Origin of the sequence: Nocardia sp. NPDC049707 (assembly GCF_040674855.1) — a bacterium.
Classification (GTDB): Bacteria; Actinomycetota; Actinomycetes; order Mycobacteriales; family Mycobacteriaceae; genus Nocardia.
Genome location: NZ_JBFANN010000061.1, coordinates 1 through 26,146, shown reverse-complemented (window position 1 = coordinate 26,146; position 26,146 = coordinate 1). Strand labels below are relative to the sequence as shown.

The 26,146-nt window shown below is 65.0% G+C and carries 28 protein-coding genes and 1 riboswitch; of the genes, 16 read left to right on the top strand and 12 right to left on the bottom strand.

Translation table 11 applies throughout. From position 1 onward, the window contains the following. Positions 1 to 15: 15 nt before the first annotated feature. The 11 genes from panD to AB0J29_RS33700 all read left to right on the top strand — a co-directional run bounded on the left by panD (position 16) and on the right by AB0J29_RS33700 (position 11,434). Positions 16 to 504, top strand: a complete 489-nt coding sequence (panD, locus tag AB0J29_RS33750) for an aspartate 1-decarboxylase (protein ID WP_364794732.1) — start codon at positions 16 to 18, stop codon at positions 502 to 504. Between the two features lie 4 nt (positions 505 to 508). Continuing rightward, positions 509 to 1,303 (top strand): type III pantothenate kinase, encoded by a 795-nt coding sequence (locus AB0J29_RS33745; RefSeq protein ID WP_364499401.1) that lies wholly within the window; start codon positions 509 to 511, stop codon positions 1,301 to 1,303. Positions 1,304 to 1,482: 179 nt separating this feature from the next. Beyond that, entirely contained in the window at positions 1,483 to 2,115 is a 633-nt protein-coding gene (locus AB0J29_RS33740) for a cysteine dioxygenase family protein (RefSeq protein ID WP_364794730.1), read from the top strand. Positions 2,116 to 2,123: 8 nt separating this feature from the next. Further along, positions 2,124 to 2,546 (top strand): rhodanese-like domain-containing protein, encoded by a 423-nt coding sequence (locus AB0J29_RS33735; protein WP_364794750.1) that lies wholly within the window; start codon positions 2,124 to 2,126, stop codon positions 2,544 to 2,546. A 309-nt stretch (positions 2,547 to 2,855) separates the two neighbouring features. Beyond that, on the top strand, positions 2,856 to 4,322 hold the full coding sequence (lysS, locus tag AB0J29_RS33730) for a lysine--tRNA ligase (RefSeq protein ID WP_364794749.1): 1,467 nt from the start codon (positions 2,856 to 2,858) through the stop codon (positions 4,320 to 4,322). 115 nt (positions 4,323 to 4,437) lie between these two features. Beyond that, complete coding sequence (locus AB0J29_RS33725; RefSeq protein ID WP_364499407.1) at positions 4,438 to 4,797, top strand: Lsr2 family protein; 360 nt, start codon at positions 4,438 to 4,440, stop codon at positions 4,795 to 4,797. Positions 4,798 to 5,049: 252 nt separating this feature from the next. Next, on the top strand, positions 5,050 to 5,610 hold the full coding sequence (locus AB0J29_RS33720; RefSeq protein WP_364794747.1) for an FHA domain-containing protein: 561 nt from the start codon (positions 5,050 to 5,052) through the stop codon (positions 5,608 to 5,610). Positions 5,611 to 5,747: 137 nt separating this feature from the next. Then, on the top strand, positions 5,748 to 6,416 hold the full coding sequence (locus AB0J29_RS33715) for an anthrone oxygenase family protein (protein WP_364794729.1): 669 nt from the start codon (positions 5,748 to 5,750) through the stop codon (positions 6,414 to 6,416). 496 nt (positions 6,417 to 6,912) lie between these two features. Continuing rightward, positions 6,913 to 7,851, top strand: a complete 939-nt coding sequence (locus AB0J29_RS33710) for an alpha/beta fold hydrolase (protein WP_364794727.1) — start codon at positions 6,913 to 6,915, stop codon at positions 7,849 to 7,851. A gap of 249 nt (positions 7,852 to 8,100) precedes the next feature. Further along, positions 8,101 to 10,659 carry an ATP-dependent Clp protease ATP-binding subunit gene (locus tag AB0J29_RS33705; protein ID WP_364794725.1) on the top strand — a complete coding sequence of 853 codons (2,559 nt, stop codon included), beginning with the start codon at positions 8,101 to 8,103 and terminating at the stop codon, positions 10,657 to 10,659. A 127-nt stretch (positions 10,660 to 10,786) separates the two neighbouring features. Then, positions 10,787 to 11,434, top strand: coding sequence for a vWA domain-containing protein (locus AB0J29_RS33700; RefSeq protein ID WP_364794723.1), 648 nt, complete (start codon positions 10,787 to 10,789; stop codon positions 11,432 to 11,434). Positions 11,435 to 11,533: 99 nt separating this feature from the next. Here the strand turns inward: AB0J29_RS33700 and AB0J29_RS33695 are convergent, their stop codons facing one another. The 5 genes from AB0J29_RS33695 to AB0J29_RS33675 form a co-directional block, all read right to left on the bottom strand. Further along, positions 11,534 to 12,346: an LLM class flavin-dependent oxidoreductase gene (locus AB0J29_RS33695; protein WP_364794720.1), complete on the bottom strand. Its 813-nt coding sequence runs from the start codon at positions 12,344 to 12,346 to the stop codon at positions 11,534 to 11,536. Between the two features lie 134 nt (positions 12,347 to 12,480). After that, positions 12,481 to 12,768: an SHOCT domain-containing protein gene (locus AB0J29_RS33690; RefSeq protein WP_364794718.1), complete on the bottom strand. Its 288-nt coding sequence runs from the start codon at positions 12,766 to 12,768 to the stop codon at positions 12,481 to 12,483. Positions 12,769 to 12,904: 136 nt separating this feature from the next. Beyond that, a complete protein-coding gene (locus tag AB0J29_RS33685) occupies positions 12,905 to 13,345 on the bottom strand; it encodes an OsmC family peroxiredoxin (protein ID WP_364499421.1) in 441 nt (146 codons plus the stop codon). Between the two features lie 196 nt (positions 13,346 to 13,541). Continuing rightward, positions 13,542 to 14,405, bottom strand: coding sequence for an ABC transporter permease (locus tag AB0J29_RS33680; protein WP_364794716.1), 864 nt, complete (start codon positions 14,403 to 14,405; stop codon positions 13,542 to 13,544). Beyond that, entirely contained in the window at positions 14,402 to 15,304 is a 903-nt protein-coding gene (locus tag AB0J29_RS33675) for an ABC transporter ATP-binding protein (RefSeq protein ID WP_364794714.1), read from the bottom strand. The genes AB0J29_RS33680 and AB0J29_RS33675 overlap by 4 nt, the downstream gene beginning before the upstream one ends. A gap of 244 nt (positions 15,305 to 15,548) precedes the next feature. Between AB0J29_RS33675 and AB0J29_RS33670 the strand changes: the two genes are divergently transcribed. Then, entirely contained in the window at positions 15,549 to 16,844 is a 1,296-nt protein-coding gene (locus AB0J29_RS33670) for a histidine kinase (RefSeq protein ID WP_364794713.1), read from the top strand. Then, positions 16,844 to 17,554, top strand: coding sequence for a response regulator transcription factor (locus tag AB0J29_RS33665; protein ID WP_364794711.1), 711 nt, complete (start codon positions 16,844 to 16,846; stop codon positions 17,552 to 17,554). The genes AB0J29_RS33670 and AB0J29_RS33665 overlap by 1 nt, the downstream gene beginning before the upstream one ends. 39 nt (positions 17,555 to 17,593) lie before the next feature. Here the strand turns inward: AB0J29_RS33665 and AB0J29_RS33660 are convergent, their stop codons facing one another. From AB0J29_RS33660 to mhuD, 4 genes are all read right to left on the bottom strand, one after another. Continuing rightward, the gene (locus AB0J29_RS33660) at positions 17,594 to 18,082 is read right to left on the bottom strand and encodes a hypothetical protein (RefSeq protein ID WP_364794710.1); all 489 of its coding nucleotides are present in this window, start codon (positions 18,080 to 18,082) and stop codon (positions 17,594 to 17,596) included. A gap of 36 nt (positions 18,083 to 18,118) precedes the next feature. Continuing rightward, on the bottom strand, positions 18,119 to 18,907 hold the full coding sequence (locus AB0J29_RS33655; protein ID WP_364794709.1) for a CbtA family protein: 789 nt from the start codon (positions 18,905 to 18,907) through the stop codon (positions 18,119 to 18,121). Beyond that, positions 18,898 to 19,092, bottom strand: a complete 195-nt coding sequence (locus AB0J29_RS33650) for a CbtB-domain containing protein (protein ID WP_040686176.1) — start codon at positions 19,090 to 19,092, stop codon at positions 18,898 to 18,900. Before AB0J29_RS33650 ends, AB0J29_RS33655 begins: the two co-directional genes overlap by 10 nt. A 30-nt stretch (positions 19,093 to 19,122) precedes the next feature. Continuing rightward, a riboswitch (cobalamin riboswitch) is annotated at positions 19,123 to 19,275 on the bottom strand. Between the two features lie 65 nt (positions 19,276 to 19,340). Further along, positions 19,341 to 19,655 carry a mycobilin-forming heme oxygenase MhuD gene (gene mhuD, locus AB0J29_RS33645; RefSeq protein WP_040686177.1) on the bottom strand — a complete coding sequence of 105 codons (315 nt, stop codon included), beginning with the start codon at positions 19,653 to 19,655 and terminating at the stop codon, positions 19,341 to 19,343. A 561-nt stretch (positions 19,656 to 20,216) separates the two neighbouring features. Here mhuD and AB0J29_RS33640 point away from each other — a divergent pair. Beyond that, a complete protein-coding gene (locus AB0J29_RS33640) occupies positions 20,217 to 20,966 on the top strand; it encodes an alpha/beta hydrolase (protein WP_364794707.1) in 750 nt (249 codons plus the stop codon). A gap of 25 nt (positions 20,967 to 20,991) precedes the next feature. On the opposite strand, the gene AB0J29_RS33635 is transcribed toward AB0J29_RS33640, so the two are convergent. Further along, positions 20,992 to 21,855, bottom strand: a complete 864-nt coding sequence (locus AB0J29_RS33635) for an A/G-specific adenine glycosylase (protein ID WP_364794705.1) — start codon at positions 21,853 to 21,855, stop codon at positions 20,992 to 20,994. A gap of 168 nt (positions 21,856 to 22,023) precedes the next feature. Here AB0J29_RS33635 and AB0J29_RS33630 point away from each other — a divergent pair, with 168 nt between their 5' ends. Next, the gene (locus AB0J29_RS33630) at positions 22,024 to 22,647 is read left to right on the top strand and encodes a carbonic anhydrase (RefSeq protein ID WP_364794704.1); all 624 of its coding nucleotides are present in this window, start codon (positions 22,024 to 22,026) and stop codon (positions 22,645 to 22,647) included. 120 nt (positions 22,648 to 22,767) lie between these two features. Continuing rightward, complete coding sequence (locus AB0J29_RS33625; protein ID WP_364794703.1) at positions 22,768 to 23,445, top strand: hypothetical protein; 678 nt, start codon at positions 22,768 to 22,770, stop codon at positions 23,443 to 23,445. A 197-nt stretch (positions 23,446 to 23,642) separates the two neighbouring features. Here the strand turns inward: AB0J29_RS33625 and radA are convergent, their stop codons facing one another. After that, positions 23,643 to 25,049, bottom strand: coding sequence for a DNA repair protein RadA (gene radA / locus AB0J29_RS33620; protein ID WP_364794701.1), 1,407 nt, complete (start codon positions 25,047 to 25,049; stop codon positions 23,643 to 23,645). A gap of 180 nt (positions 25,050 to 25,229) precedes the next feature. Beyond that, the coding region (locus AB0J29_RS33615) for a hypothetical protein (protein WP_364794700.1) at positions 25,230 to 26,146 on the bottom strand (917 nt) is incomplete at its 5' end.

Below are 26,146 nucleotides of genomic sequence, written 5' to 3'. Positions count from 1 at the left end.
GGAAGGGCGACAACGATGTTGCGCACCATGATGAAGTCGAAGATCCACCGTGCCACGGTGACCCACGCCGATCTGCACTATGTCGGCTCGGTGACCATCGACCAGGATCTGCTCGACGCCGCCGATCTGCTCGAGGGGGAACAGGTCTGCATTGTCGATATCGATAATGGCGCCCGCCTGGAGACCTATGTGATCGCCGGTGAGCGCGGCTCCGGCGTTATCGGAATCAATGGCGCCGCCGCCCATCTCGTACATCCCGGCGATCTGGTCATCCTGATCGCCTACGGCATGATGGACGAGGCCGAGTTGAAGGAATACGCCCCGAAGGTCGTCTTCGTCGACGAGCACAATCGTGCGACCGAACTCGGCTCCGATCCGGCGCATGCCCCGGAGGGTTCCGGTCTGGTCACGCCCCGCTCACTGACCGCTGTGCCCGATGCGGCGTTCCCGGGGCCCTCCGTGGTTACGCGGGCTGCCGCCTCCGCGCCCGTCGCTCACGCCTGAGCCGATGCTGCTGACCATCGATGTCCGAAATACGAGCATCGAGCTCGGATTATTCTCGGGCAGTGGTAATCATGCGAAGTTGGTGCGGCACTGGCGGATGCATACCAATCCACTGCTGACCGCGGACGAATTCGCCATGCAGGTGCGCGGATTGGTCGGTGCGCAGGTGGCCGAGATCGTCGGAGTTTCGGCGCTGTCCACCGTGCCGCCGGTACTGCGCGAGATCAGATCGATGCTCACTCGCTATTGGGATCACGTGCCGCATGTGGTGGTGGAACCCGGTGTGCGAACCGGTATTCCGCTGCTCGTCGACAATCCCAAGGAAATCGGCGCGGACCGGATCGTGAACACCCTTGCCGCACATCATCGTTTCGGCACGGCCGCGATTGTCGTGGATTTCGGAACGGCCACCACTGTCGATCTGGTGTCGGCCAAGGGCGAGTTTCTCGGCGGTGTGCTGGCACCGGGTGTGGAGATCTCCAGCGAGGCGCTCATCGAGCGTGCTGCATTGCGCCGGGTCGAGTTGGCCAGGCCGCGTTCGGTGGTCGGCAAGAACACCGTCGAGGCCATCCAATCCGGTGCGATATTCGGCTTCGCCGGTTTGGTGGACGGCGTGATCGATCGGATTCGCGATGAATTCGACGCATTCGCCGGTGACGATGTCGCGGTGGTCGCGACCGGCCACACGGCGCCGTTGATCGTGCCGGAATCGGAGACCATCGACCACCACGAGCCGCATCTCACATTGACCGGATTGCGCCTGGTCTACGAGCGCAATCAGCGGCGTAAGGGTGGCTGATATGCCCGTCCGGGGTAATCGCGCGTAACCGGGCGCTTTGCCGCCGGTTTCCGCACTGCTACACTCGCACCCGTGTATTCCCGCGTGAGCACCCAGGAGTGTTGTCGAGGCTGACCTGCCTCGACCGATCGAGGCTGAGCAAGTCCCTCGACCGTTGACATACTCCTGGAGATTCGCTGATGCGTTCTTCTGTTCTTTCCCTCGATTCCGCACGTAATGCCCTGTCGGCTACTCCGCCGCTGGATCGTGTTGTCTCCTCCGCATTACCCACCCGCCTGCGTCCCGCCGATCTGCTCCGGCTGACCGACGAGGGCGCCGAAGACGTACTCGCCGGGCGCTACGATCATCTGTTGCCCGCCAATGGAATTTGGCCGACCGATGAGCGCTGGGCTACCCGGCTGCTTTCCGACGACGAGGTCGATGTCTGGCTGATCAGCTGGACTCCCGGCAAATCCACCGAATTGCACGACCACGCCGGCTCACTCGGCGCATTGACCGTGCTGAGCGGCGCGTTATCGGAATTCCGCTGGAACGGAACGGAACTGCGCCGACGCACTCTGACCGCGGGCGATCAGGCCTCGTTCCCGATCGGCTGGGTGCACGATGTGATGCGCGCACCGACGGCCGCTGGCGACTGCTTGCAGGATGTGCGAAATGGCACAGCGGAATCGGCGGGGCCGCTCGATCCGACGCTCAGCGTGCACGCTTATTCACCGCCGCTCACTGCCATGTCCTATTACGAGGTGACCGGCCACGGCACCCTGCGGCGCTCCCGAACTGTCCTCACCGACCAGCCCGAAGGTGATATGTGATGACCCGTTTGACCATCGATCAGATGCTCGAGAACGCGCGGGCCCGCCTGAATCGGATCTATGCCTTCGAAACGCCGCAGGCGGTCGATCGGGGCGCGATTCTGGTCGATATCCGGCCGCAGGCACAGCGCGCCCGTGAGGGCGCACTGCCGGGCGCGTTGGTGATCGAACGCAATGTCCTGGAATGGCGCCTCGATCCGTCGAGTTCGGCCCGGCTGGCGCTGGCGAACGATCACGATGTGGAATGGATCATCGTGTGCTCGGAGGGCTATACCTCCAGTCTCGCCGCGGTCGCGCTGCAGGAACTCGGTCTGCATCGGGCCACCGATGTGATCGGTGGCTATCAGGCATTGAAGGCGGCCAGCCTACTCAGTGTCGGGGTCCGGGCGCCGCACTTCGCCCGCGAGGTCGAGGCGCTGGCAGCACTGTAAATTCGGGCCGAACCACCTCCATCTCGAAACATGCGGGTACGCAATGGCTTTCGCGTGATTGCCGGAGCATGCCCGCTATTCGTGGTGCCGGGGGCGGCCGCGAGTCAACGCAGTGCGGAGCGTTCCGGCGGCCGCCGATTCGTTCCTGGTCGGTCGTGCCCGGGCGGCCCGCAAATCGATTTCCGGTGCCCGCTAGTGTTGTTGAACGTGAGCAACCCGAACACGCCTTCATCCGGTCGCTCCGCGGGTTCGGTTCCTGCGGGGCAAGCCAACCGTCCCGCGCCCGTCGCGGACGACGTTCCGGAGCAGATGCGGATTCGGCGCGAGAAGCGCGAGCGGTTGATCGCCGATGGTGGTGATGCCTATCCGGTGGTGGTGCCGCGCACCCATACTCTCGGCGAAATTCGGGCCGCCTATCCGGAGCTCGAGCCCGACACCCAGACCGGTCAGCAGGTCGGTATCGTCGGGCGCGTCATTTTCCTGCGTAATACCGGCAAGCTGTGTTTCGCGACGCTGCAGGAGGGGGATGGCACCAAACTGCAGGCGATGATCAGCCTCAACGGTGTCGGAGCCGACGCCCTCGCGGCCTGGAAGGCCGATGTGGACCTCGGCGACTTCGTATTCGTGCACGGCGAGGTGATCTCCTCACGGACCGGTGAATTGAGCGTCATGGCCGATTCCTGGGCCATGTCGGCCAAAGCCCTGCGGCCGCTGCCGGTGGCGCACAAGGAGATGAACGAGGAGGCGCGGGTACGGCAGCGCTATGTCGATCTGATCGTGCGTCCCGAGGCCAGGGAAATGGCCAGGACCAGGGTCGCGGTGGTGCGCGCAATGCGCAATGCGCTAGAGCGCCGGGGCTTCCTCGAGGTGGAGACGCCGATGCTGCAGACGCTGCACGGTGGTGCGGCGGCGCGGCCGTTCGTCACCCATTCCAATGCCCTCGATATCGATCTCTACCTGCGAATTGCACCGGAACTGTTCCTCAAGCGATGCGTGGTCGGCGGCCTGGAACAGGTCTTCGAGATCAACAGGAACTTCCGTAACGAGGGGTCGGATTCCACCCATTCGCCGGAGTTCGCAATGTTGGAAACGTATCAGGCATACGGCACCTACGACGACTCCGCGCGGATGGTTCGGGAATTGGTGCAGGAAGTTGCCGAGGAGGTCTTCGGCACGCAAGTGGTAACTCTTACCGATGGCACCGAATATGATCTCCGCGGGGAGTGGGCGACGGTCGAGATGTACCCGTCGCTGTCGGATGCACTAGGTGTATTGGTGACTCCGGAAACTTCGATCGAGGAATTGCATGCACTCGCCGATCGGGTCGGACTGGAAATTCCCGAGGACAAGGGCTATGGCCACGGCAAACTGGTCGAAGAACTATGGGAGCACCAGTACGGTGATAAGCTCTACGCCCCGACTTTCGTGCGCGACTTCCCAGTGGAGACATCACCACTGACCAGACAGCATCGCAGCAAACCCGGAGTTACCGAAAAGTGGGACCTCTATGTCCGCGGCTTCGAGTTGGCAACTGGCTATTCGGAGTTGGTTGATCCGGTGATCCAGCGCGAGCGGTTCATGGATCAGGCGCGGCTTGCCGCACAGGGGGATGACGAGGCGATGGCGCTCGACGAGGAGTTCCTCGCGGCGATGGAGCACGGGATGCCTCCGACAACGGGTACCGGTATGGGAATCGATCGCTTGTTGATGGCACTCACGGGATTGGGAATCCGCGAAACGATACTGTTCCCAATTGTGCGTCCAGTCGCTCGCTGACGATCGGATTCCATAGTTCGGCCCTCGTCTTGGAATTTTTCGAATTCGGGGTATTCTTGCCTCGGGTAATCGGCCTAGTATGCGGGTCGCACGATTTCGAGAGGACGTTCATCTCATGGCAAAGAAGGTCACCGTTAGCCTGATCGACGATGTCGATGGTGAGTCCATCGCGGACGAGACCATTGAGTTTGCGATCGACGGTGTGTCGTACGAGATCGACCTGTCGTCGGCAAATGCGGCGAAGCTGCGCGACGGTTTGGAAGAGTGGGTTTCGAGTGCTCGGCGCGTGAGTGGCCGGCGGCGGGTCAAGGCCGCGGCTGCCGCTCCCGGTGGTCCGAAGAGCCGGGTATCGATCGATCGTGAACAAAGTGCGGCAATTCGCGAATGGGCGCGCCGGAATGGACACAAGGTGTCCGCGCGGGGGCGTATCTCGGCCGACATCACCGAGGCTTACAACAAGGCCGCGAAGGGCTGAGTTCTTATTTATTTGGGCCGCCGCCCGGGCGAATCGTGCGACGCCCTGGGCGGCGGCTCCTTTGTGATACGCCTTCGATCTGAGGAAGGTCAGGAGTCGACTCGATCTTGCTCGCAGTACCAGGAAGCGGCACCATGGAACTGTGCGAAGGGCGTCACTTGCGGTATGCAGAGATGAGGAATCGGCGCAGTGACTGGTTTCGTCGGATCGTTGTTGCGATTCACTGATGACTCGGGTCGGCAGCAGGAGTTCATGCTCACCCCGGACCAGCAGCGCGTCACTATCGGGCGTTCCCCGCAGGCCGATTTGGCGCTGCGCTGGGACGCGGAGGTCTCGCGGGTGCATGCGGCGGTCGAATATCTCGGCGCGCACTGGACGATCGTCGATGACGGCCTGTCCCGCAATGGCACCTTCGTCAACGGGGAACGACTGGTCGGACGGCGGCGGCTGATGGCGGGCGATCGGATCCGGGTCGGCACCTCGCTGGTCTCGTTCCACGATTTCGGTGGCGTTGTCGATGATGCGACCCGAACCTCGACCGGCTCTATTCCCACGCTGCGCTCGCTGACCGACACCCAGCGCTCGGTACTGATCGCGCTGTGCCGTCCATATAAGAACGGCACGGGTTTCGCGACTCCGGCTTCGAATCAACAGATCGCCGAGGAATTGTTCCTGAGCGTCGATGCGATCAAGACACATCTGCGGACCCTGTTCGCCAAGTTCGGTGTGGAAAATCTGCCGCAGAATCAGAAAAGAGTCCGACTGGCCGGTTTGGCCATGCAGAGTGGTTTGATCTCCGACCGCGACTTGTAACCCCGGGCGGGCGTGGACGCTCGCTTAGGTGGCCGAGCTCTTCAACCATGGAAGGTCGCGATGGCTGGTGGTGTGCTGGAATCATCGCCGGACCGAGTAAATCGGACCAGGTCCGGGCTTCGAGGTAGGAGAAATTCATGTTCGCGCTACGACTCGCCGCGCTGGTTGCGGCCACGCTTGCAACCGGCCTGATCGCGGGCGTTTTCTACGCCTACGCGATATCGGTGATGCCCGCGCTGAACCGCACCGATGATCGCGCGATGATCGATGTGATGCAGAAGATCAATGTGGTCATTATCAACCCGTGGTTCATGATCGGGTTCATGGGCACTGTCGGCTTCACCCTCCTCGCGGCGGCGCTGCACCTGGGCAAGGAACATCGCACCACGTTGATCTGGATCGGTGTGGCCTTGGCGCTCAATGTGATTGCCTTCGTGGTCACCTCCGGACTGAATGTTCCACTGAACGATCAACTGGCCGCCGCGGGCGATCCGGCACAGATCGGTGACCTGGCACAGGTACGGGCCGATTACGAATCCGCTTGGGTCCGTTGGAATACCCTCCGCGCGATCCTGCACACACTGGCCTTCCTGGTGCTGACCGGCGCGCTGTTCGTGGCCGGAATGCAGCACGGCCGCACCCAGGCCGCAGGCTCGGTTGGCGCGCAGCAGGTTTCGCAGGCGCAGCCGATGGCCGGCGTCGGTCCGCAGACCGTCGGTCAGCCGTACCGGGCGCCGATCATGGCCCAGCAGTACGGATTCGGACCGTCCAATTCGCAGCCGGCGGGTGCGCGTTTTCTCGCCTAGGAGCCAACCGCAACACCACTGGTTCTCTGCCGCCGTCGGCGGGTCGATCAGCGATCGGCCCGCCGACGGCGGTTTGGTATGTGAACTCCGAATCCGACAGGGCGGAGCACATTCTCGCGGACGGTTACACGTAGGCACGTCGGATTCCGTAGTGCGAGTCATCGCCTCGAGACGAGTGCCCCAAGCTGAGTGCCTCAGCGCGGCGAGAACGGGCCCGACAGGCCGTCTGCGGGGCGAAAACGGTGTGTTTCGGTACCGGACGCCCGCAACGGCCCGTCGCGCTTCGATCGTGCCTCTTTCGGAGCCGGCCCTACCTTGCTGAGGCGCCAGATAATGTGGTCAGCGCCTCTTCGGCCGACGGTGCAATGGAATCGGCTGCCCAGGTGATGTGCATCGGGAGGGGAGCGAGATTTGCGCGCGGACTTGCGCGAACTCGCCGCCGGGGGCGATAAGTTGCGTTACGTTCTGGAACAAGTTCCAGATGTGGGAGGTCTCCATGCGGCGTGTTCCCCGGTCCGCACTCGTCATTGCCGTGCTGGCCGTGCTGTGGGTCGGGGCGAGTGGTAATGCGCAGGCCGAGTATCCGGTCGACTACAACTTCTTTGCGGGGATCCCGAATGAGCTGGTGCATCCTGGTGGCTCACTGCCGGGATCGAATGATTGGGGCTGTCGGCCCAGTGCGGCGCATCCGAATCCGGTGGTGCTCGCGCACGGTACCGGTGGTGGGGCACAGACGAATTGGGGTCTCTACGCGCCGCTGCTCGCGAACGAAGGTTACTGCGTATTCGCGCTGACTTATGGCGCCTACGAGCTGCCGTGGCCGATCTCGGCGGTGGGTGGAATGCTGCCGATCGAACAGAGTGCGGTGCAGTTCGGCGCGTTCGTGGATCGGGTGCTGGCGTCGACCGGGGCGAGCAAGGTGGATGTGGTGGGGCATTCGCAGGGCACAATAATGCCGAACTACTACGCCAAGCGGCTCGGTGGGGCGGACAAGATCGATAAATATGTATCGATCGCACCGGCCTGGCGCGGTACCAACGCGGGCGGCGGCGCGGATGTGGCCGCCTTCGCCGACCGGCTCGGCGCCGGGCCCTACTTCCTAGCGGCGGTGGATTCGCTGTGTGCGGCATGCACCGAGCTACTGCGCGACTCGCCCTTCCTGCGGGATTTGAACAGCGATGGCGTTTACGTTCCCGGCATCACCTACACCAACATCATGGCCGGTCTCGACGAGATCGTCGTCCCGTACGACTCGGGCTTCGTGCCGGGTCCGAATACGACCAATATCGTGGTTCAGGACGGCTGCACGTCGGACTTCTCCGAACATCTGGCGATCGCGGGCAGTCCGCGCACCGCTCGGTTCGTCCTGAATGCCCTCGATCCAGCGCATGTGCGTGAGGTGCCGTGCGAGTTCGTCCCGCCGTTCACCGGGTAACACCACCGCTGGGAAGCGGCGACCGGCGATTTCGCTGAGGGCAAAACCCCAGCGGAAACGTATCCCGCAACGAGCACGTTATGAGTGAATGACCGTGCTGTCGCCGGTCCGCAATAGGGTGGACTGGAGGCGGCGTAATCCCCTGCCAACTAGAGTGGAGGCCGGGGCCGCAACCCCCGGGCTTCATGGCAGGCTGACGCCAACGAAGCGTCGGACGCCAGAATGTCGGAGCAGGAGAGTGAGGGAGCGATGTTCGAGAGGTTTACCGACCGCGCGAGGCGTGTCGTTGTCCTGGCCCAAGAAGAGGCCCGGATGCTCAACCACAACTACATCGGCACCGAGCACATCCTGCTTGGGTTGATCCACGAGGGCGAGGGCGTAGCGGCGAAGTCGCTGGAATCCCTTGGTATTTCGCTGGAGGGTGTGCGCAGCCAGGTGGAGGAGATCATCGGCCAGGGCCAGCAGGCCCCGTCCGGTCACATCCCGTTCACCCCGCGGGCCAAGAAGGTGCTGGAGCTGAGTCTGCGCGAGGCGCTGCAGCTCGGCCACAACTACATCGGCACCGAGCACATCCTGCTCGGCCTGATCCGCGAAGGTGAGGGTGTCGCGGCGCAGGTGCTGGTGAAGCTGGGTGCGGATCTCAACCGGGTGCGCCAGCAGGTCATCCAGTTGCTGTCCGGATATCAGGGCAAGGAGCCGGTGGAATCCGGCTCGCGCGGCGAGGCCGGGACCCCGTCCACCTCGCTGGTGCTCGACCAGTTCGGTCGCAACCTGACCCAGGCCGCCCTCGAGGGCAAGCTCGACCCGGTCATCGGCCGCTCGAAGGAGATCGAGCGCGTCATGCAGGTGCTGAGCCGCCGCACCAAGAACAACCCGGTCCTCATCGGTGAGCCCGGTGTCGGTAAGACCGCCGTGGTCGAGGGTCTGGCGCAGGCCATCGTCAACGGTGAGGTGCCGGAGACGCTGAAGGATAAGCAGCTCTACACCCTCGACCTGGGTTCCCTGGTCGCCGGTAGCCGCTACCGCGGTGACTTCGAAGAGCGTCTGAAGAAGGTGCTCAAGGAGATCAACACCCGCGGCGACATCATCCTGTTCATCGACGAGCTGCACACGCTCGTCGGCGCGGGTGCCGCCGAGGGCGCGATCGACGCTGCTTCGATCCTGAAGCCGAAGCTGGCCCGCGGGGAGCTGCAGACCATCGGTGCGACCACCCTCGACGAGTACCGCAAGTACATCGAGAAGGATGCCGCCCTGGAACGCCGGTTCCAGCCGGTGCAGGTCGGCGAGCCGACGGTCGAGCACACGATCAATATCCTCAAGGGCTTGCGTGACCGCTACGAGGCGCACCACCGGGTCTCCATTACCGATGGCGCGCTGGTTGCCGCCGCGACGCTGGCCGACCGCTACATCAACGACCGGTTCCTGCCGGACAAGGCGATCGACCTGATCGACGAGGCCGGTGCGCGCATGCGCATCCGTCGCATGACGGCTCCGCCGGACCTGCGCGAATTCGACGACAAGATCGCCGATGCACGCCGGGAGAAGGAAAGCGCCATCGACGCGCAGGACTTCGAGAAGGCGGCGCGGCTGCGCGATAAAGAAAAGCAGCTGGTCGCCAAGCGTGCCGAGCGCGAAAAGCAGTGGCGCTCCGGTGATCTTGATGTGGTGGCCGAGGTCGACGACGAGCAGATCGCCGAGGTGCTGGCCAACTGGACCGGTATTCCGGTGTTCAAGCTCACCGAGGAGGAGACCACCCGTCTGCTCCGCATGGAGGACGAGCTGCACAAGCGGATCATCGGCCAGGAGGACGCGGTCAAGGCCGTGTCGAAGGCGATCCGTCGCACCCGCGCCGGTCTGAAGGATCCGAAGCGTCCGTCGGGCTCGTTCATCTTCGCCGGTCCGTCCGGTGTCGGTAAGACCGAGCTGTCCAAGGCGCTGGCGAACTTCCTGTTCGGCGACGACGATGCGCTCATCCAGATCGATATGGGCGAGTTCCACGACCGCTTCACCGCATCGCGGCTCTTCGGTGCCCCGCCCGGGTACGTGGGCTACGAAGAGGGCGGCCAGCTCACCGAGAAGGTGCGCCGCAAGCCGTTCTCGGTCGTTTTGTTCGACGAGATCGAAAAGGCACATCAGGAGATCTACAACACCCTGTTGCAGGTCCTCGAGGACGGTCGTCTCACCGACGGCCAGGGTCGTACGGTCGACTTCAAGAACACCGTGCTGATCTTCACCTCGAACCTGGGTACCTCGGACATCTCCAAGGCGGTCGGCTTGGGCTTCACCCAGTCCAACGCCGAGGGTTCGAACTACGAGCGGATGAAGCTCAAGGTCAACGATGAGCTGAAGAAGCACTTCCGGCCCGAGTTCCTCAACCGTATCGACGATGTGATCGTCTTCCACCAGCTCACCACGGATCAGATCGTGGAGATGGTGGATCTGATGATCGGTCGCGTCGCCACGCAGCTGCGGAACAAGGACATGGAGATCGAGCTGTCCGAGCGGGGCAAGGCCCTGCTGGCCAAGCGCGGCTTCGATCCGGTGCTCGGTGCTCGGCCGCTGCGTCGGACCATCCAGCGCGAGATCGAGGACCAGCTGTCGGAGAAGATCCTCTTCGGCGAGATCGGTCCGGGACAGACCATCGTGGTCGATGTCGAGGGCTGGGACGGCGAGGGCTCCGGCGAGGATGCCAAGTTCACCTTCACCGGTAAGGCGAAGCTGACCAAGAAGCCCGCGACCGAGGAGAAGCCGGAGGTCGTGCTCACGGGTGCGGGCGAAGGCACCGGCGCCGAGGCCGCCGGCGAGTAAGTCGCAATGGCTGGAAATGCCGCCCACCGGTTTCTCCGGTGGGCGGCATTTTTTCTGGAATTCGCATGTTCGAGCGGCGGCGTACCGTGGGGAGCGGTTATTCCGACAACTACCACGGGGGTGTTAGGTGACAAATTCAGATCTGACATTGATCGCGGTGCTGCTGGATCGGTCAGGTTCCATGCAGGCGATCAAGACCGATACCGAGGGCGGCTTCGATGCCTATATCGAAGAGCAGCGCAAGGTGCCGAAGACGACGCTGGTGACGCTGGCTCAGTTCGATACCGAATACGAACTGGTCTATGCCAATCGGCCGATCGTCGAGGTGCCGCCGCTGAGTCTGGCGCCGCGCGGTGGTACCGCGCTCTACGATGCGGTGGGGCGGCTGGTCACCGATGTCGGGCGGGAACTCGCGGGTCGACCGGAGCACGAGCGGCCGGGCACGGTAATCGTCGTTGTCCTCACCGATGGGCACGAGAATTCCAGTCGGGAATGGACGCATGCCGCGGTGCGGGCGCTGATCACGCAGCAACAGGAGTTGTACACCTGGGATTTCGTATTCCTCGGCGCGAATATGGATGCGGTGGCGGTGGGGTCCGAGTTGGGATTCGATCCGCGGCGCTCGCTCACCTACGGTGCTACCCCGGCGGGGGCGGCCGGGGCTTTCGCATCGGCCGCGGCGTATTCGGCGCGGCGCAGTATGGCCGCGCCCGGACAGACGGTGGATGGATTCACCGATGCCGAACGGCGGGCGGCTGATCCCGACGGGACGTAGTTTCGCAGGCAAGTTGGGCGTGCATATCAGCACAACGCCGCGGTGGCGAGAATTGCGACCGCGGCGTTTCTGGCGGGTACGGCTTCCGGTCGAAGGCGGTTAGACAGCCAGGTTCGTGAATAGGGCGAGTGCCGGGGCGAAGGCGTCGGTCAGTTCACCCGGGACGATCAATTCATCGATCCCGTACTTTTCGCGGCGGTATTCGAGTACCTCGGCGACGGCGGCCGGATCGCTGTCGAGCACACCTGCTGATCCGGCCGCGCGCAGTCCGGCCGCGGTGAGTCCGAGCCGCTTGCTCAACCAGAACGGCAGTTCGGCACCGATGCCGACCAGTTGATGGGTGAAGCGCACCTCGCGATCGGTATTGTCCCGCACGATCCGGACCATCCCGGCGAGATCGGCCTCGGTCGCCTCCGGTCCGGCGGCCAGCAGCACTCGATCGGCGAAATCTGCTGCGACAGTGAGCATTCTAGGCCCGTTCGCGGCAACGACAATCGGCGGCGCCGGATCTACCTGCGCGCGAACGGCATCCACGGTGGCGATGAGTTGCTCGCGTCGCTGGGCTGCCGAACCCCAAGGCACGCCGAGCCGCTCGGCCTCCGCGCTCGCATCGGGACGCCCCAAACCGATGCCGAGTTCGAATCGTCCGTCCGAAAGCAGTTGCAATGCGGCCGTTTCCCGCACGGTGGCGGCCGGATTACGCAGGGGAGCGGCCAGTACACTCGGGCGCAGCCGGACGGTGGTGGTCACCGCGGCGGCGGCCGCGAGGGTCGGGAATGGTGGAGGGGTGTTCAGGGTGTCCGGCAGCAGGATCGTTCGGTAACCCTGCTGTTCGGCGGTCTGTGCCACACGGGCACATTCGGCCCCCGTACGCGGTGTGATGACGATGCCGAAGGTCATGCTCATGCTCATGGTGCGGTCTCACGTGATTCGAAGTCATTGTGTCGGAATGCGGGCGTGCGCCGGCGGCCGATACTTTGCGGGCAAACTTTCGTCGGGGTGCCCGCCGCTTTGGGCAGGGCGGCGGGCATGACAATGCTTGTGGCTCAGGTGGTTGGAGTTTCGCTTCCGCGCGGCTTGCTACCGCGTTCGCGTAAGACCGCCAGTCGACTCCGGTACTGATCCTCGGTGATCTCGCCACGCGCGAATGCGGTACGCAGCGCGCCGATTCCGCTCTGCTGTGCCCAGAACCGCCGCCGCGCGAATACGAAGACGACAATGATGGTGGCCCAGAACAGTAATGGGAAGATCCAGAACAACGGCCAGGGATGCCACCCGCCGTCATAGTGATCGGCTGGAAAGGTCATGGTCCCGGGTTGCGTGAGAATGTTCATGCGTCAACCCTGCTCCCGGCCACCCCACCCGGACATCGGCCTGCCGACGATATTTGCCCTACGCGTACGCGTACGCGTACGCGTCGCTCGCATGACCACTGGGCTCCTCGCACCCGCTGTGCGAGGAGCCGGGAAGTCAGGCGAGAGCGGCGTCGAGGGTGATGTTGTCCACTCCGGCGAGGGCCTTGCTGACCGGGCAGCCCGCCTTGGCGGCGGCCGCCGCGGCGGCGAAGCCGTCGGCGTCCATACCGGAGACCCGGCCGCGGACGGTGAGCTTGATGGCGCTGATGCGGAAGCCGCCGTCCGGATCCGGGCCGAGGGTCACATCGGCGGTGACGTCCAGGCTCTCCGGCGTGCCACCGGCATTGCCGATCTGGGCCGAGAGGGCCATGGCGAAGCAGGAGGAGTGCGCCGCCGCGATCAGTTCCTCGGGGCTGGTGGTGCCGGCGGCATCGTCGGCGGTGCGTTTGGGGAAGGAGACGTCGTACTTGCCGACACCGGAACTGGCCAGCTCGACCTGGCCGGAGCCGTCCTGGAGACCACCGGTCCAAGCGGTGCGCGCGGTACGTGTGGGCATCACGATCCTTTCGAAGATGTGTGAATCACAATTCGCAGTCGAACCTACCCTCGACGCCTGTGCGCCGCGTGCGAAGGCGGCAGCCACCATCGACTACCACGGCGGGCAACGGGTCGAGCGAGCTCGGTGGTGCGCCGATCGAGCATCGAAAGCGCTGACGAACTGTTGTCCGCCAACGGTTTTGGTGTCCGAGGGGTTAGACCATATCGCGCCGCCGTACCAGCCATGTCGTGGCCGCCGCGAAGAGGGCCACGTACACCACCAATGCGATGAGCGACTGAGTCCGCGACAGGATATCGAGTACACCTGGCGTCGTCGGCCCGTCGACGGTCCGCATCGCACCGGCCATCGAACCGGCGGCCGTACCGGGCAGATGATCGGTGAGCACCTTGATCGGGCTGAAGATCGCCGCGACACCGCGTAGCAGATTCTCCACCACCAGCACCCACACCAACCCGAGCCCGACGGCCAGCGCCGGACCGCGTGCGATCGCCCCGATCAGTGCGCCAGCCAGCGTCCACATCCCGAGAATCGTTGTGCCGGTGACGATTCCGTTCACTGCCTGGCCGAGGCCGGGCCATGCGAGCGACTGCGAGCGACTCGTCGCGATAATCGAGGCGACCCCGATATCCACCACGAATGCGACGCACACCAGCCCGATAACCGTGACAGCCAAGCCGATCAGCGCACCGCCGATGACATTGGCTCGCGACGGGCCCTGGGTGAGCACGGTTTTCCAAGTGCCCCAGCCGTATCCGCTACCGATGGTCAGTGCACCCAGAATGAGCATCAGCGCACCACCGAACATGGCCATGCCCTGGGTGAAGACCTCTGGGACCGCGGCGGGCAACATCTGGTGCAGCAGTACGTCTTTGGGCATGCCGTTCGACATCGTCTTCATATCGCCGGAGGAGTAGGCGAGGTAATTGAACAGGTAGGCGAAGGTGAGATTCAGCAGAATCCAGGTGCCGAGAATGATCCAGAACGCGGGCCACTTCCGCAGTCGCAGCATTTCCGCTTTCGTGCTCGCCATCAGGTCATTCATGGTCTCTGCGTTCATTTCACCGGCTCCAATCGGGTCATTTCGAAGAACACTTCCTCCAGGGACTTTTCATCGGTCCGCAGTTCCAGCAGATCCGCGCCCGATTCGACGACCGCACGCGCGACCATCGGGGCGCTGCCCGCACCGGCCTCGATTCGAATTCCGCCCGCGGTCAACATGGCCGAACGCGCACCGACTACCCGGCGCACCGCGGGAAATGCCACCTCCAGCGGTTCGGCTCGCAGCAAAAGCGAAGACGCGCCACGTAATTCGGCGACCGTGGATTCGGTGAGCAGCTTCCCGCCGGAGATCACCCCGACGCGGTCGCAGATCTCCTGCACCTCGCTGAGCATGTGGCTGGACAGCAGTACGGTATGACCGTCACCGGCGAGAGTCGTAATGAGTTCACGCATTTCGGCCATGCCCTGCGGGTCGAGGCCATTGGTCGGCTCGTCCAGGATCAGCAGGTCAGGACGACCGAGCAGGGCCGCGCCGACGCCGAGGCGCTGCTTCATCCCGAGGGAATACGTGCGGAACTTATCGTCGGCACGCTTGGCGAGGCCGACGCGGTCGAGTGCTTCGGCCACGTCGGCGCGCTCGAGGCCACGGTATTTCGCGAGGACCCGCAGGTTGTCGCGGCCGGTGAGGTACGGATAGAAGCCGGGCCCCTCGATGAGGACGCCGATGCGGCGGACCACGGCCGGATCGCCCGGGGTATGTCCGAGCACGACGGCGGTGCCCGCGGTAGGGCGGATCAAACCGACCAGCATTCGCAGCGTGGTCGTCTTACCCGCGCCGTTCGGGCCGAGGAAGCCGTAGATCTCGCCCGGCGCGACATTCATACGCACGCCGTCGACGGCGGTGTGGGTGCCGTAGCGTTTGGTCAGCCCCGCGGTGACCACGATGGAATCTGTCATGCACTGATAGTCCGCTCGCGACCAGGGGGCACACATCCGTCGCGCGGCGATGCTCGACGTACGTACCTAGGCCTAGATCACTGTTTTGACAGACGTGACGGCTTATTTCGTACGAACATGGGTAACTCGCCGGGTACGCCCAAGACTTGCTGAAAACTCGACCGCCGGCCCGCGACGTGGGTTTCGACGCACTTACGACCGGCAAAAGATTCGGGGAGGCGGGGGAGCCTAATAGGCTGCAAGTGTGACAGCGCCAGCGGAATCGAAACGTGGCCCAGTGGTTCAGGACTGGGCGCTCGCGTTCGTCGTCGCGGTGATCCAGGTCGGCGCGGGACGCAATGCCAACCTGCGCCAGACCGGGGTGCACTCGCTCGACGCGTTCGGCTACGTGCTGTTGCTCATCGGACCGGTGGCGCTCTTGCTTCGCCGTTCCCGCCCGCTGCCCGCGCTGCTCGTGACAATCGCGTCCTGCGCGGTGTACCTACTGTGTGGCTATGGCTACGGCCCGATTTTCGTCTCGCTGGTGATCGCGTTCATCAGCGCCGCGATCGTCGGATCACGCTGGTGGACCTATCCGCTCGCGCCGCTCGGCTACCTCGCGCTGGTCTGGCCGCTGCCCACGATGGTCGGGCATCCGGCCGACCCGTGGCTGGCCTTCGGGATGATCGCCTGGCTGGGTGTGCTGGTCGCGATCGCGGAGGGGATCCGCCAGCGCAAGGCGGTGCTGGTGGCGCGCAGGCAGCGGGCCGAGGCGGCCCGTCGTGACGAGGAGGCGCAGCGGGAGCGGCGGGCCAGTGAGCAGCGGCTCGCCATCGCCCGCGAGTTGCACGATGTACTGGCACATAGTCTTTCGCTGATCAATGTGCAGTCCTCGGTGGCGTTGGAGCTTTTCGAGAAGAAGCCGAAACAGGCCGAATCGGCGCTCGTCGCGATCAAAACGGCGAGTAAGGATGCGTTGGCCGAGGTGCATACGTTGCTGCACGCGATCCGCAGCGGCAGCCCGACGGCCGAAGGGTGCGACTCGGCGGCCGAGCCGGTACCCGAATCCGTGCCCGCACGCGGCGAATCCGAAGGGGCCCAAGATAATTCGGGTGTCCGCGCCGGGGCTCGCGCGCCCGCGCCGCGCAGCCCGGCCCCGAGCATCGAGGACCTGGACGCACTGCTGCAGCGCACCCGCCAGGCCGGTCTCCCCGTCGACACTCGCATTATCGGCACCGCACACAAACTGCCCAGCGTCGTCGATGTGGCTGCGGCCCGCATCATCCAGGAATCACTGACCAATGTGGTCCGCCACGCGCCCGGCGCGCCAGCCGCGGTGACCATCCGCTATGCCGCCGATTCGGTCGAGATCACCATCGACAATGCCCGCGTCACCGGCACGCAATCGAAGTCCGGACCGAGCGGCGGCAATGGCATTCTCGGCATGCGCGAGCGCGCACACGCCCTCGGTGGCCAGCTCATCGCGGGCCCGCGACCCAGCGGCGGCTACCGCGTGGTGGCTCGGCTACCGTCTGAGATGGGCGCTCCGGAGGAGGCGTGATGAACGCAGGATTCCGAGACGATTCGATAGCCGGCCGGGAGCCGGGCGGGCCCGTTCGAGTGCTGGTTGCCGACGATCAGGCCCTGGTGCGCGGCGGTTTCGTCGCGCTGCTCGACGCGCAGGACGGCATCGAGGTCGTCGGTGAGGCCGATAACGGCGAACAGGCCGTCCGCATGACCCGCAACCTGACCCCCGACGTGGTCCTGATGGATATCAGAATGCCCGTCCTGGACGGCCTTGCCGCGACCAGAATGATCGCCGAGGATCCGAAACTCGCCGATGTGAAGGTGGTCGTGCTGACCACCTTCGAACTAGACGAATACGTCTTCGAAGCAATGCGCGCGGGCGCGACCGGATTCCTGGTCAAACACACCGAGCCCGCCGATCTCGTGCGGGCCGTCCATGTCGTCGCCGCGGGTGACGCCCTGCTCTCGCCCGGCGTCACCCGCCGCCTCATCGCCGAATTCTCCGCGCACGCCAAACAACCGCCGCCGGCCGCCTTCACCGAACTCACCGACCGCGAGCGCGAGGTGATGACCCTGGTGGCCGAGGGCCTCACCAATGCCGAAATAGGCGAACGCCTCTTCGTGAGCCCCGCCACCGCCCGCACCCACGTCAGCCGCATCCTCATGAAACTGGACGCCAGGGATCGCACCCAACTCGTGGTGATGGCCTACGAATCCGGCCTGGTCCGTCCCGGCTGGCAGTAACTCTGTCGCACAGACGAAATAGCCTGTGCGAGAGTGCCACTACCGGTGCGACAAACTATTTGTGCGCCGGAAGTAGCGGCGGGCGGTTGGGTGGTACATGGCGGGGATGGCGACGAGAACGGCCAAGATGTGGCCGGTGCGGAAAGTGCCGTTGATCACTGCGGACGCGGTGAGGTTGTCGAAGAGGTCGCTGATTTGCTTGGCGGACAATGTGGCTGCCAGTGGTTCGATGATCAGCGAGGCGAGGCCGATTACGCCGATGCCGAAGGTAAGCGCGATTCTGGCCCAGCGGGCGCCGCGCGCCATTCGGACCGCAACGCCGAGCACCACCAGGTAGATGCCGGCGCGAATGGCCAGACCTGTTGCGAGCGAGCCGATATCGGCGTCCAGGCGGTCCAATTGCCCGGCGGTATGGGTAATGGCCTCGCCGACACCGCAAAGCAGTGCGATGACGAGTGCGGTGAAGGCCACGGAAACCGACCGTGGTGCGTCGGTTCGTGGCTGTACGGAAAAGGCAGTGCCGGTCATAGCACCGACACTGCCTTTCGCGACCCGAATTCCGGATCAGCCTGCGGTAGTGGCCGATTCTCGTACCGGAGTGCTATCGCGCGTGGCGAATTCGGTGAGTGCCGCGAAACCGAGGCCGAGGCAGGCCCACAGGGTGGCGGTCTCGCCGAGCGATATCGCACGGAACTGCCACAGCAGCACGGCCGGGAAGTCGTCCTTCACCTCGTTGACGCCGGGCAACAGGATGTACCCGAGCACGACAATGAGCACGAAGGCCGCGACCCCGGCGATCAGCCGGACCGTACCGAGTTGCGCGGCAAGCAGTTTGTAGACGTACAGCCCGATACCGACGGCAGCCAGTCCGAGCAGCACCGCCGCCAGCCACAGCAGGGTGCGCTGGTTGATGGTGTCCGGTTCACCGACCGCGGGCGGATTGGCCGGGTATTTGAAGAACGGCACCGCCACGATCGCGGTCCAACCCGCCAATGCCAATCCGAGCGCGAGCTTCGGTCCGGACAAGGTGGTGTACCGGCGTGCGAAATACGCGACCGACGCGAAGATCGCCCCGAGCGCGAGTCCGGTGAGTCCGAGCGCCAGGAACTGCCCGAACTTCTGCCCGGACCGACTGACCAGCGGTTCTTCCTCGTCGCCGTGCGTATGCCCGGCCGGTGCATGAGTGTGCTCGGTGGCCTGTTCCTTGGCGGTATTTGCTTCTTCGATGGAGATGGCGGCGTTGATCTTGGGCTCGCCGACGAAATAGCCCACTGTCGCGGCCAGCAGACCGGCGATGAGACCGGCCAGCAGGCCACGGAGCAGCAGGGTCCCGAGCGATCCGATCAATGGCACGGCACACCGAGCAGGTGACGTCCGTCGTGCATGAGCTCGTGCAGGTACATCCCGCTGCGCGAGATGACGCCCTGATCGAAGCCGACCAGGTACAGCGTGAGCAGTGCGAGAAGAACGACGCCTACTGCGATGAGCAGTGTGCCGAGTGAATCAGTTGCCCGACTCGGTGAATGCGCGATAGCCATTCGAGTCCTCCTAGGGATGCGCGTCCCGTGAGTTGTTCGGTACGAAGGTGCCGGTGTCTGGCTTTCCGGCACCAAGGACTCGGTGCAAGAACACAGTGGCGCGACCGCTTCGGAATCTCACCGAATTACCGCGTCACCCTCGCGTTTATCATTCGAACTGTGACATCCGGTCGCACGCGCCGTCAATACGGCGGGCGACTTTCCCAGGCCGGGATGGGCGAGTCGCCCGCCGCGTCTGTGCAGCGGTTTCAGGAAGCGGACTTGGCCGCGACGTCCAGTACGACCTCGAACTCCAGCAGCGAGGCACCCGTAGAAACCGGCTTCTGGCGCTCACCCGCATGCGCTTCCCGCGCGGGCCCGTCCCGCCACGCGGCGAACGACTCCTCCGAATCCCACTGGGTGACAACGAAGTACCGGTTCTCCCCGGCCACCGGCCGCAGCAACTGGAAGCCGAGGAAGCCCGGCGAGCCCTCGACCGCGTGCGCGCGATGGGCGAATCGCTTCTCCAACTCGGGGCCCGCGCCCTCCGGAACCTCGATCGCATTTATCTTCACAACAGCCATGGCTCCGACGATACGTCTGCGCGTACTGCGGAGCACATGCGACGTAGTCCATCGAAGGCGAGTTGACCGCGAGACTCCGCAACAACGGAGCGAATCTTATGAGCGACATTCGCGGCCCGTCTCGCGTCCATGCGAAGGCGCGGCCATCGACTCAGCCGAGTCGTCGAAGCGCATACGCCGCAGGCACGAAAGTCGACCGCCCGGCGGGTGCACATCAGGCGCCGAACGCCCCACCCTCAACGACCACCACGGAGCGAGTCTTACCACCGACCCGTTCGCGCCCCAATCGTCGAAGCACATACGCCACAGCCACCGAACTCGACCGCCCGGCCCGTGCACATCAGGCGCCGAACGACCCGCCCTAACCGACCACAACGGAGCGAGTCTTACGAGCGACCCGTTCGCGGCCCGTCTCGCGTCCGAGCCGTCGAAGCGCATGCGACGAAGTCGCGAGTCTCGACGGCGCCGCTAGCGACTGCTTGCAGGTCGCTCGAAAGGGTCAGTCGCGAGACTGAAGGGGGCCGCGAACCCGCCGCGCCGAAGGCGCGGCAAAATGTTCCAGTGTTGTACGACGAAGGTGGGGCGGGGGTTCCGATCCTGCTGCTGCACGGACTGATGGGCAGTGCCCGCACCTGGCGCGATCAGCTGGGCTGGCTGCGGGAGTTCGGCCATGTCTACACCTTCGACGCCGCCGGTCACGGTCGTCCCGCGCCCGTGGAGCTGACCACCGAGGCATTCATCGACGACCTCGCCGCGGCAACGGCCGCAATTTCCGAACCCATGGTGGTCATCGGACATTCGATGGGCGGCCTGCACGGCTGGGTATTCGCCGCGCAGTATCCGGAGCGGGTGCGCGCACTGGTGGTCGAGGATATCGCGCCCGACTTCCGTGGCCGCACCGCCGCGAACTGGGCGGCCATGATCGAGGCCTGGCCGCCGTTTCCGGATGCGGACGCGGTGCTGGATTTCTTCGGCCCGGTCGCCGGGCGGTACTTCCTCGACTCCTTCGACCACGGCCCCGACGGCTACCGCTTGCACGGTTCGGTCGCGACCTTCCGCGATATCTCCGAGGAGTGGGGCACCCGCGACTTCTGGGCGCAATGGCGCGCGGTCGCAGCGCCCGCGCTCTTGATCGAGGGCGAATTCACCATCACCCCCGAGGGCCAGATGCGGCAGATGGCCGCCGATCATTCCGATGCCGCCTACGTCCGCATTCCGAACTCCGGCCACCTGGTGCACGACGACCAGCCCGAGCGCTACCGCACCGAGGTCGAAGCCTTCCTCCGTAGGGTTCTCGACCACCCCGAGTGAGACAGTGGCCCCCGGGGAGACCGGTTCAGCCTTCGCCTGCCAGCGCGAATAGCCCGTCCGGGGTTTGTTCGATGAGGCCGTCGACGAGCAGGGAGTCCAAGGCGCGGTCGCGTTGGCCGGGATCGCGAGTCCAGGCCAGGTCCAAGCGGATTCGTTCGACCGGACCGGTAGCGTCGCGCAACACATCGAGCAACCGACCGCGCGCCTGCCGATCCGTGCCCTCGTACTTCTGCGTCTTGCGAACCACATCGGAGACCGGCCTGCCCGCGGCCACCCACGCACATTCGGGGAGCGGGCACCGCGCGCAATCCGGCGTGCGGGCCGTGCACACCGTCGCGCCGAGTTCCATCAGCGCGGCGGAAAACATTGCGGCACGGTCGATTCGGCTTGGCAGCAGTGCTTCGGTCTCGGGCAGATCGCGCGCGGACGGATTACCGGCCGCCGCCCGCCCGTGCACCGCCCGCGCCACTACCCGGCGAACATTGGTGTCCACCACCGGAACTCGCTGTCCGTAGGCGAAACAGACCACCGCGCGCGCGGTATACGCGCCGATACCCGGCAGACCGAGTAGCACATCGACATCGGTCGGTACCTCGTCGCCGTGTTCCTCGGCGAGCACCTTGGCGCATTCGTGCAGCCGCAACGCCCGCCGCGGATAGCCGAGCTTGCCCCAGGCACGCAGCACCTCGGCCTGCGATGAAGCCGCCATGGCGGAGGGGACCGGCCAGCGCGCGACCCACTCCCGCCAGATCGGTTCCACCCGCACCACCGGCGTCTGCTGCAGCATGATTTCGCTCATCAGGATCTGCCAGGCGGTGACGTCCTCGCGCCGCCACGGCAGATCCCGCGCGGTCGCCCGGTACCAGTCCAGCAACGATTCGGCATCCACTCGGTTAGTCCCCGTCGTAATCGTGGGTTCTCCGCTTGCACGCTGTTGCGCTGCGCCGCCCTCCGACACTGTCCTCACCGTTCCTACTGTCCCGCGGCCGGTCGATATTTGCCGAGCCGTAACGAAACAGACTCGCTGGTAACCACTGCCATGTGCACAATGGTCGGTATGCCGCATTCCAACCCGATCAGTGCCTGGAAATCCCTTCGCGAGGGCAATGAGCGCTTTGTGAACGGCACGCTGCTGCATCCTAGTCAGGGCGCGGTCGACCGGGCCAAGCTCGTCGGCGGCCAGCACCCGCACGCGATCCTGTTCGGCTGCGGTGACTCCCGGGTGGCGGCCGAGCTGATCTTCGACCAGGGCCTCGGCGATATGTTCGTGGTGCGCACGGCGGGCCATGTGGTGGACAGTTCGGTGCTCGGCTCGATCGAGTACGGGGTGCAGGTATTGAATGTGCCGCTGATCGTGGTGCTCGGACACGACAGCTGCGGTGCGGTGAAGGCCACCATCGACGCACTGGACGGCGGCGAGGTGCCCGGCGGATTCATCCGCAGTGTGGTCGAGCGGGTCACGCCGTCGATTCTGGTCGGGCGCAGGGAGGGACTGTCCACTGTCGACGAGATGGAGGCCAGGCATGTGGTGGAGACCAGCCGGTTGCTCATGCAGCGCTCGATGATCATTTCGCAGCGCGTGGCGACGGGTGAGTGCGCGATCGCCTGTGTCACATACAAACTCGCCGAGGGCGAGGTGAAGTTGCAGCGGGTCGTCGGCAATATCGGTGAGCTGGCCTGAAACGGCCGATCCGAGATATCTGGCGTGGCAGCGGAATTTACCTGCCGCGCGTGCCTTTTCCGATCCGACACGCCGGGGTCCTGAGTCGCTGCACCGGATCGTGCCCTTACCGTTGATTCCGTGCTGGAACCGAATGGACCGCTGCCTCCGGAGATCTATTGGCGACGCCGCGCGCTCGCCATCGGCATCCTGGTCGTGGCGCTCGCACTGGTGATCTGGTTGGTATTGACGGTCACGCGCGGCGGCGATTCGCCCGGTACGACACAGGCGGCCGCGACGAGTTCCGCGTCGGCGACGAGTAAGCCCGCGGGCACGTCCTCCCCGCCGCCACCGACTACCGGCGAATCCAGTGCGAAGCCCTCCGGCAGTACCACCGCGGCGGCGAGCGCCAGTCAGGTCGCCGCGGGCACCTGCCCGGATCAGTCGCTCGCGGTCAAGGTGACCGTCGAGCAGCCGACCTACAAGACCGGTGAGAATCCGGTATTCGGCATCGTGATCACCAATATCTCATCCACGGCCTGTTCCCGCGATGTCGGTTCCGGACTCCAGCAGGTCTCGGTGACCACGCTCGACGGCCAGCGCCGCCTGTGGTCGAGCACCGACTGCTACCCGGACGGCGCCCCCGATGTCCGCACCCTGAACCGCGGTGAACAGGCCGCCTTCATGGTCACCTGGTCCGGCTCGACCTCCCAACCCAACTGTGCAGGCGACCGCGTCCAAGTCCCTCCCGGCGCCTACGCCGTGGTAGCCCAACTCGGCTCCCTACGCAGCGCCGCCGAACCCTTCAACATCGCCTGACCCCGACGCTGCCGCAGATGCCGATATGGGCAGTCGAGGGAAAGCATGCCTACCGCTAGGTGATGTGATCCTCCGCTGCGACAGCGGTGTGACGGCATGATCGCGCGTTCAGAGTTTCGGCATCAAGCGCTGTGGCTTGTGTGGAATAGCCATTGGTTGTACGTGATCACTCGGATTGTGCGACAGCCGACATCGGGTCAGAAGTCGGGAGCGGTCTCGGTGGGTGGGGTGCGCTGTTTGCGGAGACCAGCGAGGCGGATGGCCGACTTGACGTCGGTCACCTCGTGAATCTTCATGCCGCTCTTGGTGCGTGCCAGACCGGGTGGCACCAGGGCGGTGGTGAAGCCGAGGCGTTCGGCCTCGGCGAGTCTGCGCTCCAGGCCGGTGACCCGGCGCACCTCACCCGCCAGCCCGACCTCACCGAGGATGACCCAGCCGACGGGCAGCGCCTGATCGCGCTCGGCACTCGCAATGGCAAGTGCCACAGCGAGATCCGCGGCGGGCTCCAGCAGGCGCATGCCACCGACGGTCGCCGCGTACACGTCGTGCTTGCCGAGGAATACCCGCCCGCGGCTCTGTAGCACGGCAAGTACCATCGCGACCCGGTTGTAGTCCAGCCCGCTCACCGCCCGCCGCGGATTCGGGATCTCGGTGTGCACCGTCAGCCCCTGCACCTCGGCGACCAGCGGCCGCTTACCGTCCATCGCCACCGTGACCGCGGTACCCGATACCGAATCGGTGCGATGGTGCAGAAAAAGCCCGGACGGATCGGTGACGCACGAGATCCCGTCGTCATGCAATTCGAAGCAGCCGACCTCATCGGAGCTGCCGAAGCGGTTCTTGATGCCACGCACCATGCGCAGTGTGGAGTTCTTATCGCCCTCGAACTGCAGCACCACGTCCACCAGATGCTCGAGCGTGCGCGGGCCCGCGACATTGCCGTCCTTTGTGACGTGTCCGACCAGCAGCACCGCGATCCCACTCGCCTTGGCCAGTGATGTGAGCGCCGCCGCCACCGCGCGCACCTGGGTGACGCCGCCGATGGTGCCGTCCACCTCGGGGACGAGCATGGTCTGCACCGAGTCGACTACCAGCAGTGTCGGGCGGACCTGTTCGACATGGCCGAGCACGACCGACAGATCTGATTCCGCTGCGAGATAGACCCTTTCGTGCACCGCATTGGTCCGGTCGGCGCGCAGCCGAACCTGTCCGGCCGATTCCTCCGCGGTGACATACAGCGACTTCTCGTCGCGCTGGGTGGCCCACCGATGGGCGACCTCCAAGAGCAGCGTCGACTTGCCGACGCCGGGTTCGCCGGAGAGCAGTACGACCGATCCGGGCACGATGCCCCCGCCGAGCACCCGATCGAGTTCCTCGACACCGGTCGGCCTGGCCTTGGTGACCTTCGAATCGATATGCGAGATGGGCGCGGCGGCGGTGCTCGGCAGCATGGCCTTGCGCCCGACCGGTGATGCTGCGGTCGCCGCGGCTCCGGCTACCTCGTCGACGGTGCCCCATGCGCCGCAGTCCGGGCATTTGCCCACCCACTTGGCGACCTCGTACCGGCATTCGGAGCATCGGAATACCGACTTGGTCTTGGCCACAGCCGTGCTCCCCCGCCTCTCCGAGTCTTTTGCCGGTCGTGCATGCCTCGAACGTCATGAGCCGGGCAAGCGGTCGGGCATTCGAACAGTATTGTGCGTGCCCGACGAGTTACCGACGTCCTTACGAGATCAGTTGTTACCTGGGCAATCCTACTGTGCGGTCTCGCCCCGGAGATCTGATCAGTGTCCGCCCTTGTGCTCGCCCTCGGTCGCGGCAACCTGGCCCTCGTGCCGTTCGGTCATCGTGCCGGCGTCGACCGGGACCTGCACGGTCACGGTGCCGTTCTGCTTGAAATTGAACGTCACCGGATAGGCGAGGCCGGGGGTGATGTCCTTGGTCAGACCGGTGATCTCGATCAGGCCGGGCTTCTTCTCCGGATTGACGGTGGTCTTGTCACCGGCCGGAGCGGCGGTAGTGGTGGGCGCGGCGGTGGTGGACGGTGTCACGCCGTGCTCGTCGGACTTGGCGGCGGTGGCGTCAGTGGACGAGGTCGCCGCGACGACGGTCTGCTGCGGGGCGATCCGGAAGGTCGGGTCACCCGCTGGCGGGGTGATCTTCACCGTACCGAGGTCGGTCGAGATACTGGTCAGCTCTTCGGTGACGGTCTCGCCATTGTTGATGATCGACAGCGCGATGATCGCCTTGCCACCCTTGGCATTGGTGTACTCGGTACCCGCTGCCGGGAAGACGATATGCACATTGCGCAGCGAGATCCGGTCGATATCGGCGTGGTTGCCGTTGACCGCGGCGACCTGGGTCGCGGTCTGTGAGATCTGGCCTGCGCCGCAGCCGGACAGCACGAGCGCCGCTCCGGCGGCGAGCGCGGCAACCGAAACCATGCGACGACGCGCCCCCGTCGAGGCGGTCACAGCTTTCAGGGCAGTCACGGGTTGTCCTCCATGTCGACCGGGCTCACTCCGCTGGGGAGAGTAATAACTAGGCAGCGTAGTAGTAGCCTCCGCGGACCGGACGCCGGGGCTGTGTCTAATTTGCAGCGCCTGCGGCGCTGTCGGTCCCGGCGTCAGGACCATGCCCAACGCGGCCGCCGCCACACCCAGAATCGCCGTGGTTTCGATCATGTCCCCGATCCTCACGC